Origin of the sequence: Bartonella grahamii ATCC 700132 (genome assembly GCF_000518085.1) — a bacterium.
Taxonomy (GTDB): Bacteria; Pseudomonadota; Alphaproteobacteria; order Rhizobiales; family Rhizobiaceae; genus Bartonella; species Bartonella grahamii.
In genome coordinates this window covers 1-22152 of the sequence record NZ_JACX01000020.1, presented here as the reverse complement: position 1 = coordinate 22152, position 22152 = coordinate 1, and the positions used below count along the sequence as shown (strand labels likewise).

Below are 22152 nucleotides of genomic sequence, written 5' to 3'. Positions count from 1 at the left end.
GACTGACAATAGTTTTCTTTATCGCTAGAAAAAGCTTTTATAATGTAAATAAAGCATGAAATGATTAGTGTTATGAGTCAATTTATTCAAGACGTCACAAAAGCTATGGTGGGATTGCATCACGTGTTTGCTGAAACACCACTTCAAAGAAATGATTTTCTTAGTCAAAAGTATGATGCAGAAATTTATTTAAAGCGTGAAGATTTAACACCGGTGCGGTCTTATAAGATTCGTGGTGCTTTCAATTTTGTTTCAGAAATGCTGAGCAGTCTATCACCAGATTCTGCATTTGTTTGTGCTTCAGCAGGGAATCACGCGCAAGGGGTTTCTTTTGTTTGTCGTTATTTTAAACGTAAAGGCGTGATTTTTATGCCTATGACAACGCCACAACAAAAAATTGAGAAAACACGTATTTTTGGTAAAGAATTCATTGATATTCGTTTGATTGGTGAAACATTTGATCAATGTTATGAAGCTGCGCAATCCTTTGTCGTAGAGAGCGGTGGTGTAATGGCTCCACCTTTTGATGATATTCGCATTATTACAGGGCAGGCAACAGTGCTCTGTGAAGCTGCTTTACAATGGAAAAAACTCAATGGAGAAAGTGAGCCAGATTTGATGATTGTGCCGGTAGGGGGTGGTGGTTTGGCAAGTGGGGTGAGCAAGTTTTTACATGAATATGGTTGGAAAACAAAGCTTCGTTTTGTTGAGCCGCAAAGAGCTGCAAGTTTGCTTGCTTGTTTGGAGAGTGGAAAACGCGTCAAGCTTGAAAATATTGACACTTTTGTAGATGGTGCTGCTGTGGCTGAAATTGGTGCGCTAAACTATACAATTCTAAAGAAATTTTCCCCTGATTCTGTCATTACGGTTCCTGAAAATCGTGTTTGTTCTACGATGGTTGAAATGCTTAATGTTGAAGGTGTGGTTCTTGAACCGGCTGGTGCTTTATCGATTGATGCGCTTAACAGTATTCCTCCTCAAGAGTTAAAGGGGAAAAAAATTCTTCTCGTTATTTCAGGAGGTAATTTTGATTTTGAGCGTTTGCCAGAAATTAAAGAGCGTTCTTTACGTTTCCAAGGGTTGAGAAAATATTTTATTTTTAGTTTTCCGCAACATCCTGGTGCATTGCGTCATTTTCTTTCCACATTATCACCAGATGATGATATCGTACGTTTTGAATATCTTAAAAAATCAGCGAGAAACTTTGGTTCTGTATTGGTTGCGATTGAAACAAAAAAATACGGTAATTTTTGTCTTTTAGAGGAAAAGTTTCAAGCGTTAGGTTGGCGTTATCGTGATATTACTGATGATCAAACATTATTTGATTTCGTTATTTGAGAAACTGAAATTTTACTAAAACAAGAAGTACAATGATGAAACCTATTTTTTATTTGGTGCTGAGTCTATTTTTCTTTTTGATTGTTAATCAACAGAGTTTAGCATCTCAGCCCACAATAATACAAAAAGCTGAACTTTCAAGAGTTGTTGTTGATGTCAATAATGCTATAAAAAATAGGGATTTTACACCTATTTCTCGTTATATGCCTGAGCGACTTTATAAAGAGATGGCACATCGATTGAATACAACAGAGAGTGCTTTACGTAGTGATTTTCTTCAACAGTTGCATAGGAAATTTGAGGATTTGCCTTCTGGTGCTTATTATTTAGATAAAGAAAGTATAGAGTATTTACAAACTGATAACGGTACTTTGTATGCTTTAATTCCAACAGTTCTTGAGATGAAGGATCGCATCATTCGATATAAAACTTTGGCGATTTTTGATAAAACTCAATGGTATTTAATTTATGGCGGTCAAAAAACTTTACAAAACCCAGTTTTTCTCGAGATTTATCCTGATTTTATCAAGGTACATTTACCGATGGACACAATCATCAAAAAGTAAACGATCTAAATATTGTTTTTTTATTCATGATAAATGTATTTCGTAAAGTTCTTGCTTTTTTATCATAATCCAAGGATAATGGGGATGAAGGCATTTAGGCTGGTTTGTTGACTTTTTGTAAAGTGAAGTTTATACGCCTTTATCTTGATTTCAAGGTGCTCATGAGTTGCGCAAGCTGCTTTTTAAGCGTTGCTTCATTTAAAATGTCAGGGATTTCTCTTGCGCGGATTCTTGAGTGGAAAGTTCAGCTGGTTACTTGTTTTGAGTTTTCCAGCTGAGGAAAGATTGTATTTTGCCTATAAACGAAGAAAATGTTTTTACAAAGTTAGGTTTGCCTACTCTTTTGATTAAAAATTTACTCATTGCTGGAATGAGTAAACCTAAACCTATACAAGAACAAGCTATTCCAGTAATGTTGAAAGGACACGATATTTTAGGTGTTGCTCAGACAGGTTCTGGAAAAACCTTGGCATTTGGTTTACCTATTTTAAGTCAGATTTTGGCTTTGGGTGATAAACGCTGTCCTAAAACTGCACGCGCTTTGATTTTAGCTCCAACGCGTGAACTTGCTGTCCAGATTGATGAAACGATTCGCACTGCGGCGAAGGGAGCTCATCTTTCAACGTGTCTTATTTTTGGGGGCGTGTCACGTTTAAAACAAATTAAACGTATGGAAGCAGGTGTGGATGTTTTGATAGCGACTCCAGGGCGTTTGAGAGATCTTGTTCGTGAAAAGTGTGTTGATCTTTCCCAATCTCGTTTTTTGATTTTGGATGAAGCAGATCGTATGTTGGATATGGGGTTTATTCATGATGTCAAGCAAATTGCAAAGCTTTTGCATCAAGAGCGTCAGACAGCACTCTTTTCTGCAACAATGCCGAGGGAAATTGCTGTGCTTGCAAAATGTCTACTCAATGATCCTGTTAAAATTGAAGTTGTTCCTCAAGGTACTACGGCTGTAGAGATTTGCCAAAAATTATATTGTGTTCCTACGAATGAAAAAAAGAATGTTTTAAGTAAACTTTTGACAAATCCAGCTTTTAATTCGGTTATTGTTTTTACCCGAACTAAACATGGGGCTGATTCTGTTACACGTAGTTTGGCAAAGATAGGATATTCAGTCGCAACGATTCATGGGAATAAATCACAAGGTGCTCGCCAGTCTGCTTTAAAAGCTTTTCGTGAAAGATCTGTGCAGATCCTTGTGGCAACAGATATTGCTGCACGCGGTATTGATATACCAGGGATAAGCCACGTTATTAATTATGACTTACCAGATGAAGCTGAAAGTTATGTACATCGTATTGGTCGTACAGGACGTAATGGTGCATCTGGTGAAGCACTTACACTTTTTGATGAGAAGATAGAAAGGGAACGGTTGCGTGCTATAGAGCGCTTGATTCGTATGAAATTGGCGGTTGAGTCAGTTCCAGAACAATTTGCAGCGTTTCCAGAAAAGCCAATTTTGCCAGAAAGTAGAGAAAAAGAAAACGATAAGGAACGCCGTTTTAAAAAATCTAAACGTCAAAAACAGTTTTTAGGTCGAAAAGATGATGCCGCACAGTTGCAGCGGAAGAATTCTTCATCTCCAAATGAGAGGCATAAAAAAGCAAAAGCGGTGGCAAAGCGTGCAAAGCCTTTTCGTTTTCGAAAATCAGTTAAGAAGGCTGCCTAGATAAAGTCTTGAAAAAAGATTATGTACTGGAGATTTTTTACTTTTGTTGATTTATTCTCAATTGAAAAGAGGTATAAAATACTCTTGCCAAAATAAGAAGGTCTTTTAGAGGTTTTCATTTCTAAAAAATGAAAACACTCTAAGTGTTTGGATTATTTAAAAATCTTTTAAAAAGAAATTATTATTGTAGAGGCGATTATTTATTTTCTTTATTTCCATTTTTTAAATGGGAATGAAAATAGATTTTATTTATATAAAATTATTTTTTAAAAGATGTATTTTATCTTTAATGATAACTTTTAATTTTAAAAATTGATTTCTAATAATAAACCATTGTTTTATATATAAATAATTCATTATATCGTAAAAATTTTTCATTTTTAAGCTATTTATGTGGATCAATCAAAAGTATTCATTTGCACGTTATATGTGAAATTATCGTATAGATAAACATTTGAGAAATAAATAAAATGATTCTTATAAACTCTTTCAAAGGCGAGGGGTATTGCTAAGATTGAGAGTTGGAAAATAGTATGATGGTATGGCTTTTATTATAAATAAAGATGGGATGATTAATCGATTTCATTTTATATCATTTACGGGAGTTATTGTGAAATGGGCTTGGGGGGAATTTAAGAGATATCTCTTTAGAAAAGCGTGTGACTGCATAATACAATAGCAAGAATGTCATGATTTCTGAAGGCTTTCTCAGGATTCTTAACAATTTAGCTCGTTATCTTGGTTTTTATTTTAAAACACTATTATTTGGGAGGATATAAAGCCTATAAGACTTTATGTATTAAATGTTTTATGACAGTGGGATGAAATATCCAGGGCAAGGTTGTTTGTAAAGCGTTGAAGTGGTTAGCAGGAGGAACAACCTGTTAGATAAGACGCCGGAATGTTTACAGACTTGTTTGATGTTTTTTGCTTTTAAGATGGGGAGGCGGTTATGTGGGATGTATGGAGATAATATATGCCCTGATTGTTGTTTCTTCCATTTTTCAAAATGATTGCTTCATGAGCAGGTTTTTAAGTTTAATTGCTTTATGGAGTACAAATCATTTTTCCTTGGACAAAAAATTATATGAGATCTTTTTCATTGCTGATGGAGCTTAATAATTCCTTCTCGTGAAAGAAGCCCTATTTTATAATGTGCAAATAATTGCAGCGCTCTCTGATAGAGGCGCGGTAGTTTGAAAAAAGTAATCTTATTTGTGCTATTTTAAAATGAATCAATGGTTTTTTGCGTTCATTGAAAAAAATACATCCCGTAGGATATTGCGTTTCTACTTTATTGTAAAAACCTTATTCCATAGCTTTTATTAACGCAGCCCTCACTTAAAAAACATATGGAAAATCAATAAGTTATTTGTGATAGAAAAAATGTGGCTCCCCGGGCCGGATTCGAACCAGCGACCAACCGGTTAACAGCCGGTTGCTCTACCGCTGAGCTACCGGGGAATGGTGCCCAATCATTTAGTTGAAAAGGCTATAGCAAAGCAATACTGATTTGCAAAGGATAAAATTACTTTTTTTAAAAAAATATGATAAATTGTGTAATAAGAGGAAAAAAGGCGAGAGAAGATTTCTACACCTTGACGGATGCGTTGCCTTCCCTTATTGAAACCTTTATGTTTGTTGACGAGGCCTCGTGGCGGAATGGTTACGCAGAGGACTGCAAATCCTTGTATCCCGGTTCGATTCCGGGCGAGGCCTCCAGCCGATTTTAAACGAAACGGCTTTTAGGGGAGATGAGGTATAGGAAAATAGATTATTTCCCTCTATAGTTGTAATGAAGACACTTTTTTATGAGAGATCTACAGTTAAAATCTAATTGTTGACTGGAGCATCCTTTTTCGTAACGCTCATAGTTTAAGAGATCATTGTCGCTGTTTTGTTTGTTTTTTGTAGGTTAGGAGAAAAGATTCGTTATGGTTGCAGATTTTGCTGAGCTTCGTCGCAAAATGGTTGACAATCAAATTCGTACAGTTGATGTAACGGATTTATCAGTTCTTGAAGCGTTTTTAACGGTATCTCGTGAAGATTTTGTATCGGAAGATATGAAAGTATTAAGTTATCTTGATACCGACATTGTTCTATTTCCAGTACAAGATGGGGTTCCTGCACGCTATTTGATGAAACCTGCATCTCTAGCGAAATTATTACAGCTTGCCGCTGTAAAATCATCAGATGTTGTTTTAGATATTGGTGCAAATAGTGGTTATTGTGCAGCGTTGCTTGCAAAACTTGCAGGGTCTGTGATTGCGTTGGAAAGTAATAAATCTCTTTTTGAACGTGCTCTTGAAGCTTTAGAACGTAATCAATATGATAATGTGGTTGTCGTTCATGGTCCATTAGAGCAAGGATATGCCGTTGAGGGACCTTATGATGTGATTTTCATTGAGGGATCTGTTGATTTTATTCCACAAGGTATCTTTGATCAAATGAAAGACTGTGGACGTCTTGTTGTGGTTGAAGGGTATGGAAATGCTGCTGTTGCACAAATCTATATAAAAGAAGATGGAATCATTTCGGCACGTCGTGCTTTTAACCTCGCTGTAAAGCCTATTCCTTGTTTTTTAAAAACACCTGGTTTTGTGTTTTAGTGCTTGTTTGTTTTGTGAATAAAAGATAATTTTGTAATTTATTTGGGGTTTGTTATTGTGTGTATTGTGTTTAGAGTAAACAAGAAGTTTCAGGTGTGTTTATTACTGGTGTTGAGTATTTTTCTAGCAGATACTGTTTATGCTGAGACATTGATGGATGCCTTTTCTAAGGCTTATAAGCATAATGCTAAGTTGAATAGTGAACGTGCAGCTGTGCGTATATCCAGTGATGATGTTGTCATTGCGCGATCAGCGTTATTGCCTCAAGTTGAGGGGGTTGGGAATTATGGTCGGAATAAGTCTTTTACAGGTTCTTATGTCACTTCTGGATCTATAGGCGTGAGATTAAATCAAAGATTATTTGATGGTTTTATCACGCAAAATATCTTTTCTTCAGCTCAAGTTAAGTTGCAGGCTCAGCGTGAATATCTTCGTAATATTGAACAAAATACGTTTCTGGAGACAGTGACCGCTTATGCTAATGTCTATCACGCACGTCGTGTTGCCGATCTTCGGAGAGAAAATTTGGCAGCTCTTGAAGAACAAGTTCGTTCCAATAAAGCAAAATTTGATGTGGGTGAAGGAGGGCATGTTGATCTTGCTCAAGCTCAAGCTGCACGTTCTGTGGCTGTTTCAGAGCTGAGTCTTGCTCGTGCTGATGTAAAAGCAGCAGAGGCAGTGTATCGACAAGTTATTGGTTCTGATCCTGAAAAGTTAAAACGCCCACCCGTAGCCGAAGATTTTCCCGTCAACCTTGATATGGCTTACCAAATGAGCGTTGTGATGCATCCAGCAATCCTTTATGCTAAATATTTAGTCGATGCGAGTGTTTACAATGTAAAGGCGAAAGAAGGAGCATTGCTCCCTAAAGTTGATTTTTCTGCAACAGCATCTTATAATCGAATCTACAGCGGTGCTGGAGAGGATGGAGTTTCTAAATCAATAGGATTGTCAGTAAGTGTCCCAATCTTTGAAGGAGGGCGTACGTCTGCGCAAATTCGTCAATCAAGGGAACAGCTTGGACAGGCGCAGCTTCAACTCGATTTGGCGCATAGTAATACTAGGCAAGTACTTACTTCTGCTTGGTTTCAGTTGGAGGGCGCGCGCTCATCTGTTATTGCTTACCGTGAAAGTGTTCGTGCTGCTGAATTTGCTCTGAAAGGCCGTGTTCAAGAAAATCGCGTAGGGCAAGCAACGACGCTGGATGTTTTAAATTCTCGTACTCAATTGATTAATGCTCAGATTGCGCTTGCAATGGCGGAGCGTAATGCTGTTGTGGCAAGCTATAGTGTTCAATCTTCTATTGGTAGATTGACTGCAAATTATTTAGGTTTAAAAACAATTAAATAATATATCCGATAATGCATAAAAGTATCTCTTTAATCTTAAATTATTTTAGTTTTTAAAAGATTAGTAAATCAATAGTTGAATATGTTTAAAAATAGAACGGTGAGATGTTATTTTTATAAGTGTAGAAAATTGTGTGTAGCGCCCTCTTTATGACAAGCATATTTGAAAATATCGCGGGAGGCATGTTGATCTTATGATTCTTTTGCATACACTGAAAGTATGATTCTATTTGTTGTTGCGTCTTTGAGAGGTTGTAAAGTATGGTACAGAGTTCAAGCGTGTTACGTGAGCCAAGTATGGATGAAATTTTAACATCTATTCGTGAAATAATCGAAGAAAATGCGGTTCAATCTGATCACTTTTTAAATGAAGATGTTGCAGTGAATGCTTCGGAAGGTCGTTCAGAATCTGCATCAGAGGGTATTTATGATACAACCTTATCGGTTGATGATGCTATGAAAGCTTTAGCTGATCGTATTGGTCTTTCTTCTGAAAATCAAGGGGGGAAGATAACGCAAGAGAAAGAGGATATAGAGGCAGAAAATAATACAGTTGGTATGGATATGCAAAAGATGAAGCTTTCTTCTGAAGAACGGAATTCTGTTTATAAAGCAAAAGAATATGAAGATGAGATAAGGAAATCACAGTCAGAAGCTAGAGGGGATGGTCATGTGGAATTGTCTGCATATTGTATTTCTTCTGCAGAAAAGATTGCAAAGGATGTGTTGCGTCCGGCTATAGCAGAATGGTTACAGTCTAAATTGCCTATTTTGCTGGAAGATATTTTGCGTGAAGAGATTGTGAAAGCGATTAAAAAATCATCTTAATTGTTTTTATGTTTTTCATTTTATGAGAATTTTGTTTGCGATTTTGCGAGCTCTCTAGTGAATGGCTGAAAATCACGGGTTTTTGATCGGGATTTGATCATATATTGTGTTTTTCAGCGGCGTTATGGATGGATAGAATGTTAGAAAAAAACTATGATGCTGCCTCTATAGAGCAACGGGTTGCAAAGAGATGGGAGACTCGTGGGGCTTTTAAAGTGGGAGCTGGTTCTAAAAGCGGTGCAGAATCTTTTTGCGTTATGCTTCCACCTCCTAATGTTACGGGCTCACTTCATATGGGGCACGCGCTCAATACGACAATTCAAGATATAATAGTCAGATTTCAGCGGATGCGTGGCAGAAATGTCTTGTGGCAGCCTGGTATGGATCATGCTGGGATTGCTACACAAATGGTTGTAGAGCGTCAACTTGCAGAACGCCAAGAGCCAACGCGTCAAGAAATGGGGAGAGAAAAGTTTATTGAGCGTATTTGGGAGTGGCGTTATGAAACTGGAGGCGTTATTGCAAACCAGTTGCGTCGCCTTGGGGTTTCATGTGATTGGTCGCGTGAGCGGTTTACAATGGATGAGGGGTTGTCGCAGGCAGTTCGTGAAGTCTTTGTCACGCTTTATAAGCAAGGGTTGATATATAGGGATAAGCGCCTCGTCAATTGGGATCCTAAATTGTTGACAGCTATTTCAGATCTTGAAGTTGAGCAAAAAGAAGTTCAAGGACATTTGTGGCACTTTAGATATCCACTTGAGGGTAAAATTTTTGATCCAAATGATGCGACAACTTTTATAACAGTGGCGACAACACGACCAGAAACAATGCTTGGTGATACAGGAATTGCCGTTAATCCTGAAGATGAGCGTTATAAAAATCTTATCGGTAAAAATGCTCTTTTGCCACTTGTTGGTCGTAGGTTATTAATTGTTGGTGATACGCATGCTGATCCTGAAGCTGGAAGTGGTGCTGTAAAAATCACACCAGCTCATGACTTTAATGATTTTGAAGTAGGACAGCGTAATCATTTACGCTTGATCAATATTTTTACCCAAAAAGCCGAGATTTTTCTCCGTGAAAATGAAGCATTTTTTGATGGTTTGATTTTATCAGATGAATTAAAAATGTTAGTAGAAAATCTCGATAAATCTGATCGTTTTTTTGCGCGCCAGAAGATTGTTTCTTTGATGGAAGAACAGGGATATTTAGCCTCTGTGGACGATCATACCCATATGGTTCCTCATGGAGATCGCAGTGGTGTCCCTATTGAGCCGTTTTTGACAGATCAATGGTATGTTCATGCTGCTGAATTAGCAAAGCCAGCGATAGAGGCTGTTCAACAAGGCAAAACGCGGTTCGTTCCTGATAGCTGGAAAAAGACTTACTTCAATTGGATGGAAAATATTCAACCTTGGTGCATTTCTCGCCAATTGTGGTGGGGACATCAGATTCCTGCTTGGTATGGTCCTGATGGAACGGTTTTTGTTGAAAAAAGTGAAAAAGAGGCTTTAGATTCAGCTTTTGCTCATTATGGTGAGGTTGTTGAATTAATCCGTGATCCGGATGTTTTAGATACTTGGTTTTCATCAGCTCTTTGGCCTTTTTCAACATTAGGATGGCCAAATAAAACGACTGAATTATCTACTTTTTACCCATCATCTTTATCCGTGACAGGATTTGATATTATTTTTTTCTGGGTTGCTCGTATGATGATGATGGGACTTCACTTTATGGGTGACGTTCCTTTTCCAACGGTCTATGTGCACGCTCTTGTTCGGGATCAAAAGGGTGCGAAGATGTCAAAATCAAAGGGAAATATTATTGATCCCTTAGAGCTTATTGATCAATATAGTGCTGATGCACTTCGGTTTACTTTAGCTATTATGGCAGCACAAGGTCGTGATGTAAAACTTGATGCTTCCCGTATTGCTGGTTATCGTAATTTTGCTACGAAATTGTGGAATGCTACTCGATTTGCACAGATGAATGGTGTGAAGCATGATCCAACTTTTAAGCCAGAACAAGCAAAACTGGCGCTTAATCGTTGGATTTTAACAGAGTTATCTAAAACGATTTCAGCAGTGACGACTGGTATTGAACACTATAAATTTAATGAGTCAGCTGCCACACTTTATCGTTTCATTTGGAATACATTATGTGATTGGTATTTGGAGCTTCTCAAACCTATTTTTCAGGGGGAAAATGAAGATGCTAAAAATGAGGCTCAAGCTTGTACTGCTTGGGTTTTAGATGAAGTTTATAAACTTCTTCATCCTTTTATGCCTCATATGACGGAAGAGTTGTGGTCTCTTACAGAAACACAAGCCATCAAGCGTGAGGATATGCTCGCATTGACAAAATGGCCAGAGGAAACGTTGATAGATGAAGAAGCTGCTGATGATATTAATTGGCTTATTGATGTCGTTACAGGGATTCGGTCTGTACGTTTTGAAATGAATATTCCAGTGGCTACACAAGCACCTCTTGTTGTTGTTGAAGGAGGGGAAGTAACGCGAGAGCGTGTGAAGCGTTATGATGCACTTCTTAAAAAATTAGCGCGTATTGAAGTTATTGATTTCTCTGATAAAGTTCCGGAAGTATCGGCACAAATGATTTTGGGAGAGGCTATTTTTTGTTTACCATTAGGACAGTTGATTGATTTGGAGGCTGAACGTGTTCGTTTGAGGAAGGATGTCAGTAAAATTGAACAAGATATTGAAAAAATATCGCTTAAGTTAAACAATCCCAAATTTATAGCAAATGCAAAAGCAGAAATTGTTGAGCGTGAACGGAACAGGGTTGTAGAACTGCGTGCAGCGCAGAAGAAAATATTTGTTGCTTTAGAGCGGTTGGATTGATTTCAGCTTTTTATTTTTTGATGGATGATTTCATACCATTAGGGCTGGTGTAGATCTTCTTTAAAGAAACTTTTTCTTTTGTTAGTTTTTCATGAACGATCATAAAATCTCTACTGAAATCCATTGTTTTATGTTTATCATTAAAGGAACATCTTTTAAGGTACCCGAGCCTATTTCACGACGGAAATCATGAATGGTATAACGGTAAATCCATTGAGCTCCCCTTCTTTACGCTTGTGAAGTAACAAGCGCTGGCACCATCCCACCCAATCCGGACAAGGATTTGGCACTTAAGACCATTCATGAGAGTCATTTCTAGTTCTTTCTTACACAGAGTTTTTATCCACATAGCTCTCTCTGCTTGTAATGTGCAAGCGGATGGTTTTGATTGATTCAACATGGAACAGGTTTTGAATGAGAGAATCTTACGATATTCTAGGGACTCATTCAACATGCAAAAAAATGTAAATTATCATTATAAATCAATATGTTGTTTTATTGCTGTAAAACATCATCATTTAGAGTAGCAATATAAGGTATGTAAAATTACACATGTGGTATTTTTGTTTTATGTAGTGGTGAGTATTCTGAGGTAGGGCCTGTGTGTAAAGTATGAATTAACCCCATGTGAAATGATGTCAGGTGGAATCTGTTAAACAAAAAGCTGTATTATTTATAGATTGACGGTGGCAAAAAACTTCATCTTTAAGATGGTAAGGCAGTTGTGAAGTTATAAGTTAACGATCATCATTATATTTATTTATCTTTCGTATTGTTTTTTATGCTTAAACGCTTACCATTCATCATGTATTCTCTTCGTTCTCAAGTTGCTGTTTAATGCACGTTATTTTATTGAGCGATTTTTATTCATACGTATACAATTTTAAAATCAATAAATCCTAGAATGTTAAAGGAGGTGTTACAAAATATAGAATGATGATTTATATTTAAAAATCAATTTGTTATATATAAAAATGGATACTTAATTTTATCGAACATTTTGGATGGTTTTAATTTATTGATCTTTTTTTTAAATTTTTACTTTAAAATCGCGTGTGTTTCTTACTAAGAAAACGGGTTTAAATATCTACAAAGAAATTTGTAACAGATATAATCATTAAAATTGAGATAGGGGGGGAAATGGTTAATAGGTTTCAGATATGGAAAAAAGCCACTATTGTTGTGATTTTAGGGGGATTTTTTTCGATTGTTTATGCAATAGATGTCAATAGTTTGCAAGAAGCGAATGATGGTTCGTTTTATTTTTTTAAACGTGGTATGTCTGCTTATAAAGATGGACATATAAATCAGGCTATTGCAGCATTACGTCGCGCGGCTAAGAGAGGCCATATTGGTGCTAATTGGAAACTTGGCTCTATCTATGCAAACGGTGATGGTGTCCCTAAAAATGATTATAAGGCATATCATTTTTTTGCATATATTGTTGAAAAAGGTGCTGATCTTGGTTCAGAGGATGAAAGTTATGTTTCTGATGCATTGGTTAAACTTGCGGGATATATAAAAAAAGGTATTCCTCAATCACCTGTGAAACCTGATCCTTCTTATGCTGCTCATCTTTATATGCAGGCTGCGATGAACTATGGAAATCCTAAAGCTCAGTATCATTTAGGAAAAATATTTTTAAAGGGAGAGGGAAGGGAGAAGAATCTTATACAAGCAGCACGATGGTTTCAACTTTCAGCAAAAAAAGGAAATCCTTCCGCCCAAGCAATGCTTGGAAATATGCTGCTTCAAGAAGGAAAAATTGTCCGTGGGGCAGCATTGTTAACTGCTGCCTATGAAAAAGCTAATGTAAAAGACAGAAATTGGATTCGCCCTTTGCAAGAACAGGCTTTTGCTCTTTGTAATGAATTTGAGAGACGTACAGCAATTTCACTGGTTGCTGATATTTTAAAAAATAACAGTTTTTAAACATCTGATTGTAATATTTTTACATTCTCTCATCCGTTATTAAACTCTACTGTCTTGTGTCTAAGTTTACAGCAGAGATAACTTTTTGTGATAATATAACGGCTAATGACTTAAGATTTTAGACAAAAATTCTTGCGTTCTTGGTGTTCTCGCTTGTGGATCAGAAAAGAATTCTTTAGATGAACAGTCTTCAAGAATTGTTCCTTGATCTATGAAAATAACACGCTCCGAGACTTTTTGTGCAAATCCCATTTCATGGGTTACACAAATCATCGTCATACCTTCTTCTGCTAAGCTAATCATGACATCGAGCACTTCACCTACCATTTCAGGATCTAGAGCAGATGTTGGTTCATCAAAAAGCATGACAAGTGGATCCATAGTTAAGGCACGTGCAATAGCAACACGTTGTTGTTGCCCTCCAGAAAGTTGACCAGGATATTTATCTTTGTGTTCAATCAGCCCAACGCGTTCAAGATACAACAATCCACGTTCAAGTGCTTCTTTTTTGCTTCGTTTTAGGACTTTGATTTGCGCAATTGTCAAATTTTCTGTGACAGATAAATGGGGGAAAAGCTCGAAGTGTTGAAATACCATTCCCACCTGACTTCGCAATTTAGGCAGATTCGTTTTTTTTGAATGAACTGGTACTCCGTTAATCCAAATTTCACCTTTTTGAAAAGGAACGAGAGCGTTAATAGTTTTAATGAGTGTTGACTTTCCTGATCCTGATGGACCACAAACGACAACGACCTCTCCTTTATTAATGTTGGTTGTACAGTTTTTAAGGACTTTAATTTCGCCATACCAATTAGAAACATTTTTTATTTCGATCATATGAGTAGACATTTTTTTTCCTATTAGCGAATAATGGATACTTTTTTTTGTAAATACAAAACTATTTGTGACAGTGTAAAACAGATAACAAAATAGAAAACAGCTGCTAAGATATAAGCTTCTTGCTTTACACCAAAATTATTAGCAGCAATATCAAAACCATTTAAAAGACTGTTGCCACTGATTGCATAAACAAGGGTTGTATCCTGAAAAAGGATAATAACTTGTGTTAAAAAAACTGGTAGCATGTCTCTAAAGGCTTGAGGAAGAATGACAATGTACATACTTTGCCAATATGTCATTCCGAGAGCTTGTCCTGCATATTTTTGTCCTTGCGAAACTGAGTTTATGCCAGCACGCATAATTTCTGCAAAATAAGCCGTTTCAAATGCGGTAAAGGTAATGAGTGCTGATTTATTTGCACCGATGGATGTACCGGTTAAAAAAGGCAAAAGCACGAAAAACCATAAGATAACCATCACAAGTGGTATTGAACGCATAGCTGTTATGTAAACGATTGCAAACCAAGAAAGAAGTTTTATGGAAGAAAGGCGCATCATTGCTAAAAGGGTGCCGAAAAAAAACCCCAATACCGTTGCAAAAAGAGTTAGAAAAACGCTAAAGAGCAAACCTGATAAAATGTAAGAACGAAATACATCAAAGGTAAAAAAGGAAAAATCAAAGTCGGAAAAATTGAAAGGAAAATAAAGTCCAAACTGAGAGCTTATGAAATTCATCATTTTCAATTTCCCTTTGTTTGAAAATTAGGAATTTTGAGTATTTGTTCAATGACTGTCATCACAATGAATACGAATAAGGCTATTAGAATATAAAGAATCGTAACAAGCAAATAATTTTCGTAGACATGGCTTACCTCTTCAATTGCTTGGTATTGAAATTGCATGAGCTCATTTATTGAAACGGCGAATGCTATAGACGAATTTTTCACAATGCCCATTGCTTCTGAAGTAAGAGGCGGCATAATTGTACGTATAGCACGTGGTAGTATAATATAGCGATAACTTTGATAAGTTGTAAACCCCATTGCCATAGCAGCATAACGTTGTCCAGAAGGAATCGCTTCAATGCCTGAACGAACCTGTTCTGCAATGCGTGCAGATGTAAAGAATCCTAATGCGCATGTTATTAAGAGAATAGGGGAAAATTTCATCGCTGGTGGATAAATTTTAGGAACAACAAAATACCACAAAAATACTTGTACAAGGAGGGGAATATTACGCATAATCTCTACCCAAATAGCACCGATAGTGCGAAATATATAATTGATTATCGATGTTTTGGGTAAAGTGCGCATTGTTCCTATAATAACACCACACAATACAGCTAAGATAAGTGAAGTGATAGACAATATAACCGTATTTTTTAAGCCATCGAGAAGTGTATCTAAATAGGTATGACTCACGCCAGGAGTTCCCAGGCATCCTGTTAACAGTGTTTGGGTAAGGTCATCTCTACAAAGGAAAGAAAAGTCCATTAATTGATATTCCCTCAAATTAGTCATTCACAAATAGGACAATAAATTAAGCGCATCTACATAGGCCAAATTTATTAAAAAGTGAATTAAAATATAAACCACACTCAATTTTTAAAGAGTGTGGTTCTTCTTTATTAAATTTTATAAATCTTTCTCTGTGTAGCTTTCTCGAGGCTTATTATTTGGGTGATCCCAAGCATATCTTGTTTGTTTTGACAAGGGAAGGTTCATAACAGTGTTAGCAGGTGGAATCGGTTTCATAAACCACTTATTATAAAGCTTTTCAAGTGATTCATCTTTAATCTGACGTACGATACTATCGTTGATTGTTTGTTCAAATTTTTTGTCATTTAATCTGAGCATACAGGCGATAGGTTCGACTGAAAGTACAGTATCAAGAATGACATAATCAGATGGATTCTTTGATTTAGCAATATGTCCAGCAAGAATTGAAGCATCCATAACAAAAGCATCTGCCTTACCAGATTCTAATAATAAAAAACTATCTCCGTGATCTTTCCCCTTTAAAACTTTAAACTGAATGTTTTTTGCACGTTTGTTTTTACGAATAAGTTGAACAGATGTTGTACCGGTGGTCGTTGCGACTGTTTTTCCATTTAAATCGTCAAGAGATTTAATGTTAGAGTTTTTCTTTACAGCAATCCGAACCTCTTCAATGTATGTCGTATAAGCAAATGCTGCTTCTTTACTGCGGGCAATATCATTTGTTGTTGAGCCGCACTCAAAATCATAGGTTTTATTTTTTAAGAGAGGAATTCTATTTTGAGAAGTGATAGGAAGATAATGAATTTTAATTGGTTTAGCAATTTTTTTTGAGATATCATCAATGATACGTTCTGCCATTTCTGTATGAAAACCTACATATTTATTATTACCAAGGGCGTAGGCTAAACCAGATGATTCACGGACACCTAAAGTAATTTCCCCTGTTCGTTTTATTTTTTCAAGAGTATCATGTTCAGCATGCGCGACGCTTGTGAAACCAATGGCCGTTGCTGCAATAAACATTAATAATGATTTCTTCATTTATGTCCTCCATTCATTTATCTTTACTTTAGCTGTTTAAGATATACTGTTTACATGGTGTAGCATAGTTATTATTTTTGAGTGGAATTTTTTTGTTGTTTCATAATGGGGGGTGTACTTTCTTAATTGATATTAAGGTGAATCCAAACAGGAACGTGGTCGGATGGTTTTTGATATCCCCTTACTTCTGTTTGACTATGAGCGCAAATAAGCTGATCAACAGCTTCTGGTGATAATAATAAATGATCAATGCGAATCCCATTATTTTTAGGCCAAGCACCCGCCTGAAAATCCCAAAAACTGAAGGAGGGAGTATCAGTGACATTCCGGATAGCATCGTAAAGACCTAAATTAAGAATACGTTGAAATACTTTTCTTGTTTCTTGAAGAAATAAGGCATCTTGATACCATTCTTGAGGTTTTTTTGCATCTAATGGAGCGGGGATGACATTATAATCACCCGCTAGAATAAGGGGTTCTTCATACGCAAGCAATGATTTTGCATGTGTATATAATCTTTCCATCCATTCTATTTTATAGGAATATTTTTCACTCTCAATAGGATTCCCATTTGGTAAATAGAGAGATGCAACACGAACAACACCTTTGTTTGTTGAATAAACAGCTTCAATGTAACGTGTCTGCTCATCATTATCATTGCCTGGTAATCGACGGATCACTTCATCTGGTGTTTTTTTAGAGAGAATCGCAACACCATTAAAACTTTTTTGTCCGTGTGTTTCTATATGGTAACCTAAATTTTCAATTGCATCGCGTGGAAAATTTTCATCAATACTTTTAATTTCCTGTAAACAGACTATGTCCGGCTGGCTCTGCTGCAGCCATTGACATAATGTTTCATGTCGTGCTTTTATTCCAGCAATATTCCACGTTGCTATTTTCATGGCGCTCATCATTAGATATCAAGTATGCAATTCAATTTACTGCATTCATGTTTTATTACAGTCACATTGCTACTTTTTTATTTATAGGGATATTACTATGGTAAATTGATTTATCAAGAGTAGCGATAAAAGCAAATTTAAAGTTTTAAAATTTAATTTATTTTCATTTTTAAAAACTTTCTGCTGTTTAGTTCTTGACGAATGTAAGTGTTCTCGCTATTAGAGATGGACATAACCGATGTGGATATGATCAGGTGTTTTGGATATGAACCGAAAGATTATTCACAGGTGTTAAGAAGATTAAAAGCAAATGCTAGTGCAAAAGGCTATTGCCTTCTCTGCTTGTGGTCGGGTGAACTGTTTTTTTGCAGGTATGCCCGATTTTGTGTGTAGACTTAGATATCTGTTCCGATTCTATTGGAGTAGATAGAAATGAAATAGAAAAGCCCGATTGGGTGAGACGAATGTAGATCGAAAAGAGGAAGGTTGCATGCCTACCGTAAACCAGTTGATTCGCAAACCGCGTGTAGCGCCAGTTAAACGTAATAAGGTTCCTGCTTTGCAGTCGAATCCGCAGAAGCGTGGTGTTTGTACGCGTGTTTATACAACAACACCGAAGAAACCTAATTCTGCTCTTCGTAAAGTTGCTAAGATTCGCTTGACGAATGGATTTGAGGTGATTGGTTATATTCCTGGAGAGGGACATAATCTTCAAGAGCACTCTGTTGTGATGATTCGCGGTGGTCGTGTGAAAGATTTGCCAGGAGTTCGTTATCACATTATTCGTGGTTTGCTTGATACGCAGGGTGTCAAGAATCGTAAACAGCGTCGTTCAAAGTATGGCGCAAAGCGTCCAAAATAATATTGAGAGACAAAGCCAATGTCCCGTCGTCATAGAGCAGAAAAGCGTGAAATTAATCCAGATCCTAAGTTTGGTGATTTGGTTATTATGAAATTTATGAATGCCATTATGTTTGATGGTAAAAAATCAGTTGCAGAGCGTATTGTTTATGGTGCGCTCGATTCTGTAGAAAAAAGAGTAAAAACAGACCCTGTGGCTCTATTTCATCGGGCCTTAGAGAATGTTGCTCCTCATATTGAAGTTCGCTCACGCCGTGTTGGTGGTGCTACTTATCAAGTTCCGATTGATGTTCGTCCTGATCGTCGTCAGGCTCTTGCTATTCGTTGGTTGATCGCTGCGGCACGTGGTCGGAATGAAACGACGATGATTGAGCGTTTATCTGGTGAACTGATGGATGCGGCTAATAATCGCGGTTCTGCCGTGAAAAAGCGTGAAGATGTTCATCGTATGGCTGAGGCTAATCGTGCTTTTTCTCACTATCGCTGGTAGAAGTTTTAAACTAAGGCAAATATAATGGCTCGCGAATATAAAATTGAAGATTATCGTAATTTTGGTATTATGGCGCATATTGATGCTGGTAAGACTACGATGACTGAACGTATTCTGTTCTATACCGGCAAGAATCATAAAATTGGCGAGACCCACGATGGTGCTTCTACGATGGATTGGATGGAGCAGGAGCAGGAGCGCGGTATTACGATTACGTCTGCTGCGACAACGACGTTTTGGGAAGGGCGTGACGGTCGGAAGCGTCGCTTTAATATTATTGATACGCCAGGGCACGTTGATTTTACGATTGAGGTTGAGCGCTCTTTGCGTGTTCTTGATGGTGCAATAGCTTTGTTGGATGCAAATGCTGGTGTGGAGCCTCAGACGGAAACTGTTTGGCGGCAAGCTGAGAAATATCGTGTGCCTCGTATGGTTTTTGTTAATAAAATGGACAAAATAGGAGCTGACTTCTATCGTAGTGTGGAGATGGTTGGTTCTCGGTTGGGTGCTAAAGCGCTTGTTTTGCAGTTGCCTATTGGTGCTGAAAATGACTTTGAAGGCGTTGTTGATCTTGTAGAAATGAAGGCTTTAAAGTGGGATGGTTCTATTGGTGCCTCGGCGGTGATAAGTGAAATTCCCTCTGATTTAAGAGAGAAAGCTGAAGAATATCGCGAGAAATTGATTGAGATGGCTGTGGAGGTTGATGAAGCTGCGACAGAGGCTTATTTAGAAGGTGTTATGCCAACCAATGAACAGCTTGTTTCTCTCATTCGTAGGGGGACAGTAGAAGTTCAGTTTCATCCGGTTCTTTGTGGTACAGCTTTTAAAAACAAGGGAATTCAGCCGCTTTTGGATGCTGTTGTTTCTTATCTTCCTTCTCCAGTTGATGTTCCGGCAATTAGTGGTATTGATGTGAAGACTGAGACTGAGACGACACGCGAATCTTCAGATGATGCTCCACTATCTATGCTTGCTTTTAAAATTATGAATGATCCTTTTGTTGGTTCGTTGACGTTCTGTCGTATTTACTCAGGTAAAGTTCAGAAAGGTATTTCTCTTGAGAATACTGTGAAAAAGAAGAAAGAGCGTTTGGGGCGTATGCTTCAAATGCATTCAAATTCTCGTGAGGATATTGAAGAAGCATTTGCTGGTGATATTGTTGCTCTTGCAGGACTTAAAGAGACGACAACAGGTGATACTCTTTGTGATCCTTTGAAGCCTGTTATTTTGGAGAGGATGGAATTTCCAGAGCCTGTTATTGAGATTGCAATTGAACCGAAAACAAAAGCAGATCAAGAAAAAATGGGTATTGCTCTTAATCGTCTGGCAGCCGAAGATCCTTCATTTCGTGTTAAATCGGATGAGGAATCTGGTCAGACTATTATAGCTGGAATGGGTGAGCTTCATCTTGATATTATTGTTGACCGTATGCGCCGTGAATTTAAGGTTGAAGCAAATGTTGGGCAGCCTCAAGTTGCTTATCGTGAGTCAATTACTAAAATGGCGGAAATTGATTATACGCACAAGAAACAATCGGGTGGTGCTGGTCAGTTTGCTCGTGTGAAAATTGTTTTTGAGCCTCATGATGGTGATGACTTTATTTTTGAGTCGAAGATTGTGGGTGGTGCTGTTCCTAAAGAATATATTCCCGGCGTCCAAAAAGGGATTGAAAGTGTTATGGGGTCAGGTCCTCTTGCAGGCTTTCCTATGCTTGGTGTAAAAGCAACACTTATTGATGGTGGCTATCACGATGTTGATTCTTCGGTTTTGGCTTTTGAGATTGCTGCTCGTGCAGCTTTTCGTGATGGAGCAAAGAAGGCTGGTGCACAGCTTCTTGAACCGATCATGAAGGTGGAAGTTGTTACACCAGATGATTATGTTGGTGATGTTATTGGTGATCTCAATTCTCGTCGGGGACAGATTTCGGGAACTGAAGCGCGCGGTATTGCAACGGTTGTGAATGCGATGGTTCCTTTGGCAAATATGTTTGGTTATGTGAATACCCTTCGCTCTATGAGTCAGGGGCGTGCACAGTACACAATGCAGTTTGATCATTACGAGCCTGTACCTTCGGCTGTTGCTTTGGAGATTCAAAAGAAATACGCGTAATTTCAGGTTGGTAATTAATTTTTAACTTAGTCCTTGGCTTGGACGGAAAATGGAGAGCTCAGATGGCGAAGAGCAAGTTTGAACGAACAAAACCGCATGTTAATATTGGTACGATTGGTCACGTTGATCATGGGAAGACCTCGTTGACAGCAGCGATTACGAAATATTTTGGTGAATTTAAAGCCTATGATCAAATTGATGCTGCCCCAGAGGAACGCGCACGTGGAATTACTATTTCTACAGCGCACGTTGAGTATGAAACGGAAAATCGTCACTATGCGCACGTTGATTGTCCAGGACACGCTGATTATGTGAAGAACATGATCACAGGGGCAGCACAGATGGATGGTGCTATTTTGGTTGTTTCAGCAGCTGATGGTCCAATGCCTCAGACACGTGAGCATATTTTGCTTGCGCGTCAGGTTGGTGTTCCAGCAATTGTTGTTTTTCTTAATAAAGTTGATCAGGTTGATGATGCAGAACTTTTGGAGCTTGTAGAGCTTGAGGTTCGGGAACTTTTATCCAAATATGATTTTCCAGGCGATGATATACCAATTGTTAAAGGTTCTGCGTTGGCAGCTCTTGAGGATAAGGATAAAAGCATTGGTGAAGATGCTGTTCGTCTTTTAATGAGTGAAGTTGATAATTATATTCCAACCCCTGAACGTCCTGTTGATCAACCATTTTTGATGCCGATAGAGGATGTATTTTCGATTTCGGGTCGTGGAACCGTTGTTACGGGTCGTGTTGAGCGTGGTGTTATTAAAGTTGGAGAGGAAATCGAGATTATCGGTATTCGTCCAACGTCTAAGACGACGGTTACAGGCGTTGAAATGTTCCGCAAGCTTTTAGATCAGGGTCAAGCGGGTGATAATATAGGAGCTCTGCTTCGTGGTGTTGACCGTGAAGGGATTGAGCGTGGTCAAGTATTGGCAAAGCCAGGATCTGTTACGCCTCATACACGTTTTAAAGCAGAAGCTTACATTTTGACAAAAGATGAAGGTGGACGTCATACACCATTTTTCACGAATTATCGTCCTCAGTTTTACTTCCGTACGACGGATGTTACAGGTATTGTTACGCTTCCAGAAGGAACGGAAATGGTTATGCCAGGCGACAATGTTGCCATGGATGTTTCGTTGATCGTTCCGATAGCGATGGAAGAGAAGCTTCGTTTTGCTATTCGTGAAGGTGGTCGTACTGTTGGTGCCGGTATCGTCTCTAAAATCATTGAATAAATAATGCTTGTT

General features: G+C 37.8%; 17 protein-coding genes and 2 tRNA genes. 13 read left to right on the top strand and 6 right to left on the bottom strand.

The window, feature by feature from the left end:
- Window positions 1–60: 60 nt before the first annotated feature.
- The 3 genes from ilvA to U736_RS0106925 all read left to right on the top strand — a co-directional run bounded on the left by ilvA (window position 61) and on the right by U736_RS0106925 (window position 3579).
- A complete protein-coding gene (gene ilvA / locus U736_RS0106935) occupies window positions 61–1338 on the top strand; it encodes a threonine ammonia-lyase IlvA (RefSeq protein ID WP_026500531.1) in 1278 nt (425 codons plus the stop codon).
- Window positions 1339–1373: 35 nt separating this feature from the next.
- Window positions 1374–1904, top strand: a complete 531-nt coding sequence (locus tag U736_RS0106930) for a hypothetical protein (RefSeq protein ID WP_026500530.1) — start codon at window positions 1374–1376, stop codon at window positions 1902–1904.
- A 292-nt stretch (window positions 1905–2196) separates the two neighbouring features.
- Window positions 2197–3579 (top strand): DEAD/DEAH box helicase, encoded by a 1383-nt coding sequence (locus U736_RS0106925; RefSeq protein WP_026500529.1) that lies wholly within the window; start codon window positions 2197–2199, stop codon window positions 3577–3579.
- A gap of 1389 nt (window positions 3580–4968) precedes the next feature.
- On the opposite strand, the gene U736_RS0106910 is transcribed toward U736_RS0106925, so the two are convergent.
- Window positions 4969–5043 (bottom strand) — tRNA-Asn (locus U736_RS0106910).
- Between the two features lie 184 nt (window positions 5044–5227).
- On the opposite strand from U736_RS0106910, the gene U736_RS0106905 reads away from it, so the two are divergent.
- The 6 genes from U736_RS0106905 to U736_RS0106875 all read left to right on the top strand — a co-directional run bounded on the left by U736_RS0106905 (window position 5228) and on the right by U736_RS0106875 (window position 13158).
- A tRNA-Cys gene (locus U736_RS0106905) sits at window positions 5228–5301 on the top strand.
- Window positions 5302–5513: 212 nt separating this feature from the next.
- Window positions 5514–6188: a protein-L-isoaspartate O-methyltransferase family protein gene (locus U736_RS0106900; RefSeq protein WP_015856599.1), complete on the top strand. Its 675-nt coding sequence runs from the start codon at window positions 5514–5516 to the stop codon at window positions 6186–6188.
- A 57-nt stretch (window positions 6189–6245) separates the two neighbouring features.
- Window positions 6246–7538 (top strand): TolC family outer membrane protein, encoded by a 1293-nt coding sequence (locus tag U736_RS0106895; protein ID WP_015856598.1) that lies wholly within the window; start codon window positions 6246–6248, stop codon window positions 7536–7538.
- Window positions 7539–7798: 260 nt separating this feature from the next.
- Window positions 7799–8365: a DUF2497 domain-containing protein gene (locus U736_RS0106890; RefSeq protein WP_015856597.1), complete on the top strand. Its 567-nt coding sequence runs from the start codon at window positions 7799–7801 to the stop codon at window positions 8363–8365.
- A 137-nt stretch (window positions 8366–8502) separates the two neighbouring features.
- Window positions 8503–11226: a valine--tRNA ligase gene (locus U736_RS0106885; RefSeq protein ID WP_015856596.1), complete on the top strand. Its 2724-nt coding sequence runs from the start codon at window positions 8503–8505 to the stop codon at window positions 11224–11226.
- A 1140-nt stretch (window positions 11227–12366) separates the two neighbouring features.
- Complete coding sequence (locus U736_RS0106875; protein ID WP_015856595.1) at window positions 12367–13158, top strand: tetratricopeptide repeat protein; 792 nt, start codon at window positions 12367–12369, stop codon at window positions 13156–13158.
- Between the two features lie 102 nt (window positions 13159–13260).
- Here the strand turns inward: U736_RS0106875 and U736_RS0106870 are convergent, their stop codons facing one another.
- The 5 genes from U736_RS0106870 to xth all read right to left on the bottom strand — a co-directional run bounded on the left by U736_RS0106870 (window position 13261) and on the right by xth (window position 17442).
- Window positions 13261–14007, bottom strand: coding sequence for an amino acid ABC transporter ATP-binding protein (locus U736_RS0106870; RefSeq protein WP_015856594.1), 747 nt, complete (start codon window positions 14005–14007; stop codon window positions 13261–13263).
- Between the two features lie 11 nt (window positions 14008–14018).
- Window positions 14019–14735 carry an amino acid ABC transporter permease gene (locus tag U736_RS0106865; RefSeq protein WP_026500528.1) on the bottom strand — a complete coding sequence of 239 codons (717 nt, stop codon included), beginning with the start codon at window positions 14733–14735 and terminating at the stop codon, window positions 14019–14021.
- 2 nt (window positions 14736–14737) lie between these two features.
- Window positions 14738–15490 (bottom strand): amino acid ABC transporter permease, encoded by a 753-nt coding sequence (locus tag U736_RS0106860; RefSeq protein WP_015856592.1) that lies wholly within the window; start codon window positions 15488–15490, stop codon window positions 14738–14740.
- A 141-nt stretch (window positions 15491–15631) separates the two neighbouring features.
- Window positions 15632–16537, bottom strand: coding sequence for a transporter substrate-binding domain-containing protein (locus U736_RS0106855; RefSeq protein ID WP_015856591.1), 906 nt, complete (start codon window positions 16535–16537; stop codon window positions 15632–15634).
- 122 nt (window positions 16538–16659) lie between these two features.
- On the bottom strand, window positions 16660–17442 hold the full coding sequence (gene xth / locus U736_RS0106850) for an exodeoxyribonuclease III (RefSeq protein ID WP_015856590.1): 783 nt from the start codon (window positions 17440–17442) through the stop codon (window positions 16660–16662).
- Between the two features lie 490 nt (window positions 17443–17932).
- Here xth and rpsL point away from each other — a divergent pair, with 490 nt between their 5' ends.
- The 4 genes from rpsL to tuf all read left to right on the top strand — a co-directional run bounded on the left by rpsL (window position 17933) and on the right by tuf (window position 22140).
- The gene (rpsL, locus tag U736_RS0106845; protein WP_005773262.1) at window positions 17933–18304 is read left to right on the top strand and encodes a 30S ribosomal protein S12; all 372 of its coding nucleotides are present in this window, start codon (window positions 17933–17935) and stop codon (window positions 18302–18304) included.
- An 18-nt stretch (window positions 18305–18322) separates the two neighbouring features.
- Complete coding sequence (gene rpsG / locus U736_RS0106840) at window positions 18323–18793, top strand: 30S ribosomal protein S7 (protein WP_015856589.1); 471 nt, start codon at window positions 18323–18325, stop codon at window positions 18791–18793.
- A 24-nt stretch (window positions 18794–18817) separates the two neighbouring features.
- The gene (gene fusA / locus U736_RS0106835; RefSeq protein ID WP_015856588.1) at window positions 18818–20902 is read left to right on the top strand and encodes an elongation factor G; all 2085 of its coding nucleotides are present in this window, start codon (window positions 18818–18820) and stop codon (window positions 20900–20902) included.
- A 62-nt stretch (window positions 20903–20964) separates the two neighbouring features.
- The gene (tuf, locus tag U736_RS0106830; RefSeq protein ID WP_012755022.1) at window positions 20965–22140 is read left to right on the top strand and encodes an elongation factor Tu; all 1176 of its coding nucleotides are present in this window, start codon (window positions 20965–20967) and stop codon (window positions 22138–22140) included.
- The last annotated feature ends 12 nt before the right edge of the window (window positions 22141–22152 follow it).

Bases quoted from the DNA above. Each gene is read 5' to 3' on its own strand.
- fusA (WP_015856588.1), top strand. From the start codon at position 18,818: ATGGCTCGCGAATATAAAATTGAAGATTATCGTAATTTTGGTATTATG.
- U736_RS0106885 (WP_015856596.1), top strand. From the start codon at position 8,503: ATGTTAGAAAAAAACTATGATGCTGCCTCTATAGAGCAACGGGTTGCA.
- rpsG (WP_015856589.1), top strand. From the start codon at position 18,323: ATGTCCCGTCGTCATAGAGCAGAAAAGCGTGAAATTAATCCAGATCCT.
- rpsL (WP_005773262.1), top strand. From the start codon at position 17,933: ATGCCTACCGTAAACCAGTTGATTCGCAAACCGCGTGTAGCGCCAGTT.
- tuf (WP_012755022.1), top strand. From the start codon at position 20,965: ATGGCGAAGAGCAAGTTTGAACGAACAAAACCGCATGTTAATATTGGT.
- ilvA (WP_026500531.1), top strand. From the start codon at position 61: ATGATTAGTGTTATGAGTCAATTTATTCAAGACGTCACAAAAGCTATG.
- U736_RS0106870 (WP_015856594.1), bottom strand. From the start codon at position 14,007: ATGTCTACTCATATGATCGAAATAAAAAATGTTTCTAATTGGTATGGC.
- U736_RS0106855 (WP_015856591.1), bottom strand. From the start codon at position 16,537: ATGAAGAAATCATTATTAATGTTTATTGCAGCAACGGCCATTGGTTTC.
- U736_RS0106890 (WP_015856597.1), top strand. From the start codon at position 7,799: ATGGTACAGAGTTCAAGCGTGTTACGTGAGCCAAGTATGGATGAAATT.
- U736_RS0106875 (WP_015856595.1), top strand. From the start codon at position 12,367: ATGGTTAATAGGTTTCAGATATGGAAAAAAGCCACTATTGTTGTGATT.
- U736_RS0106865 (WP_026500528.1), bottom strand. From the start codon at position 14,735: ATGATGAATTTCATAAGCTCTCAGTTTGGACTTTATTTTCCTTTCAAT.
- U736_RS0106930 (WP_026500530.1), top strand. From the start codon at position 1,374: ATGAAACCTATTTTTTATTTGGTGCTGAGTCTATTTTTCTTTTTGATT.
- U736_RS0106900 (WP_015856599.1), top strand. From the start codon at position 5,514: ATGGTTGCAGATTTTGCTGAGCTTCGTCGCAAAATGGTTGACAATCAA.
- xth (WP_015856590.1), bottom strand. From the start codon at position 17,442: ATGAAAATAGCAACGTGGAATATTGCTGGAATAAAAGCACGACATGAA.
- U736_RS0106860 (WP_015856592.1), bottom strand. From the start codon at position 15,490: ATGGACTTTTCTTTCCTTTGTAGAGATGACCTTACCCAAACACTGTTA.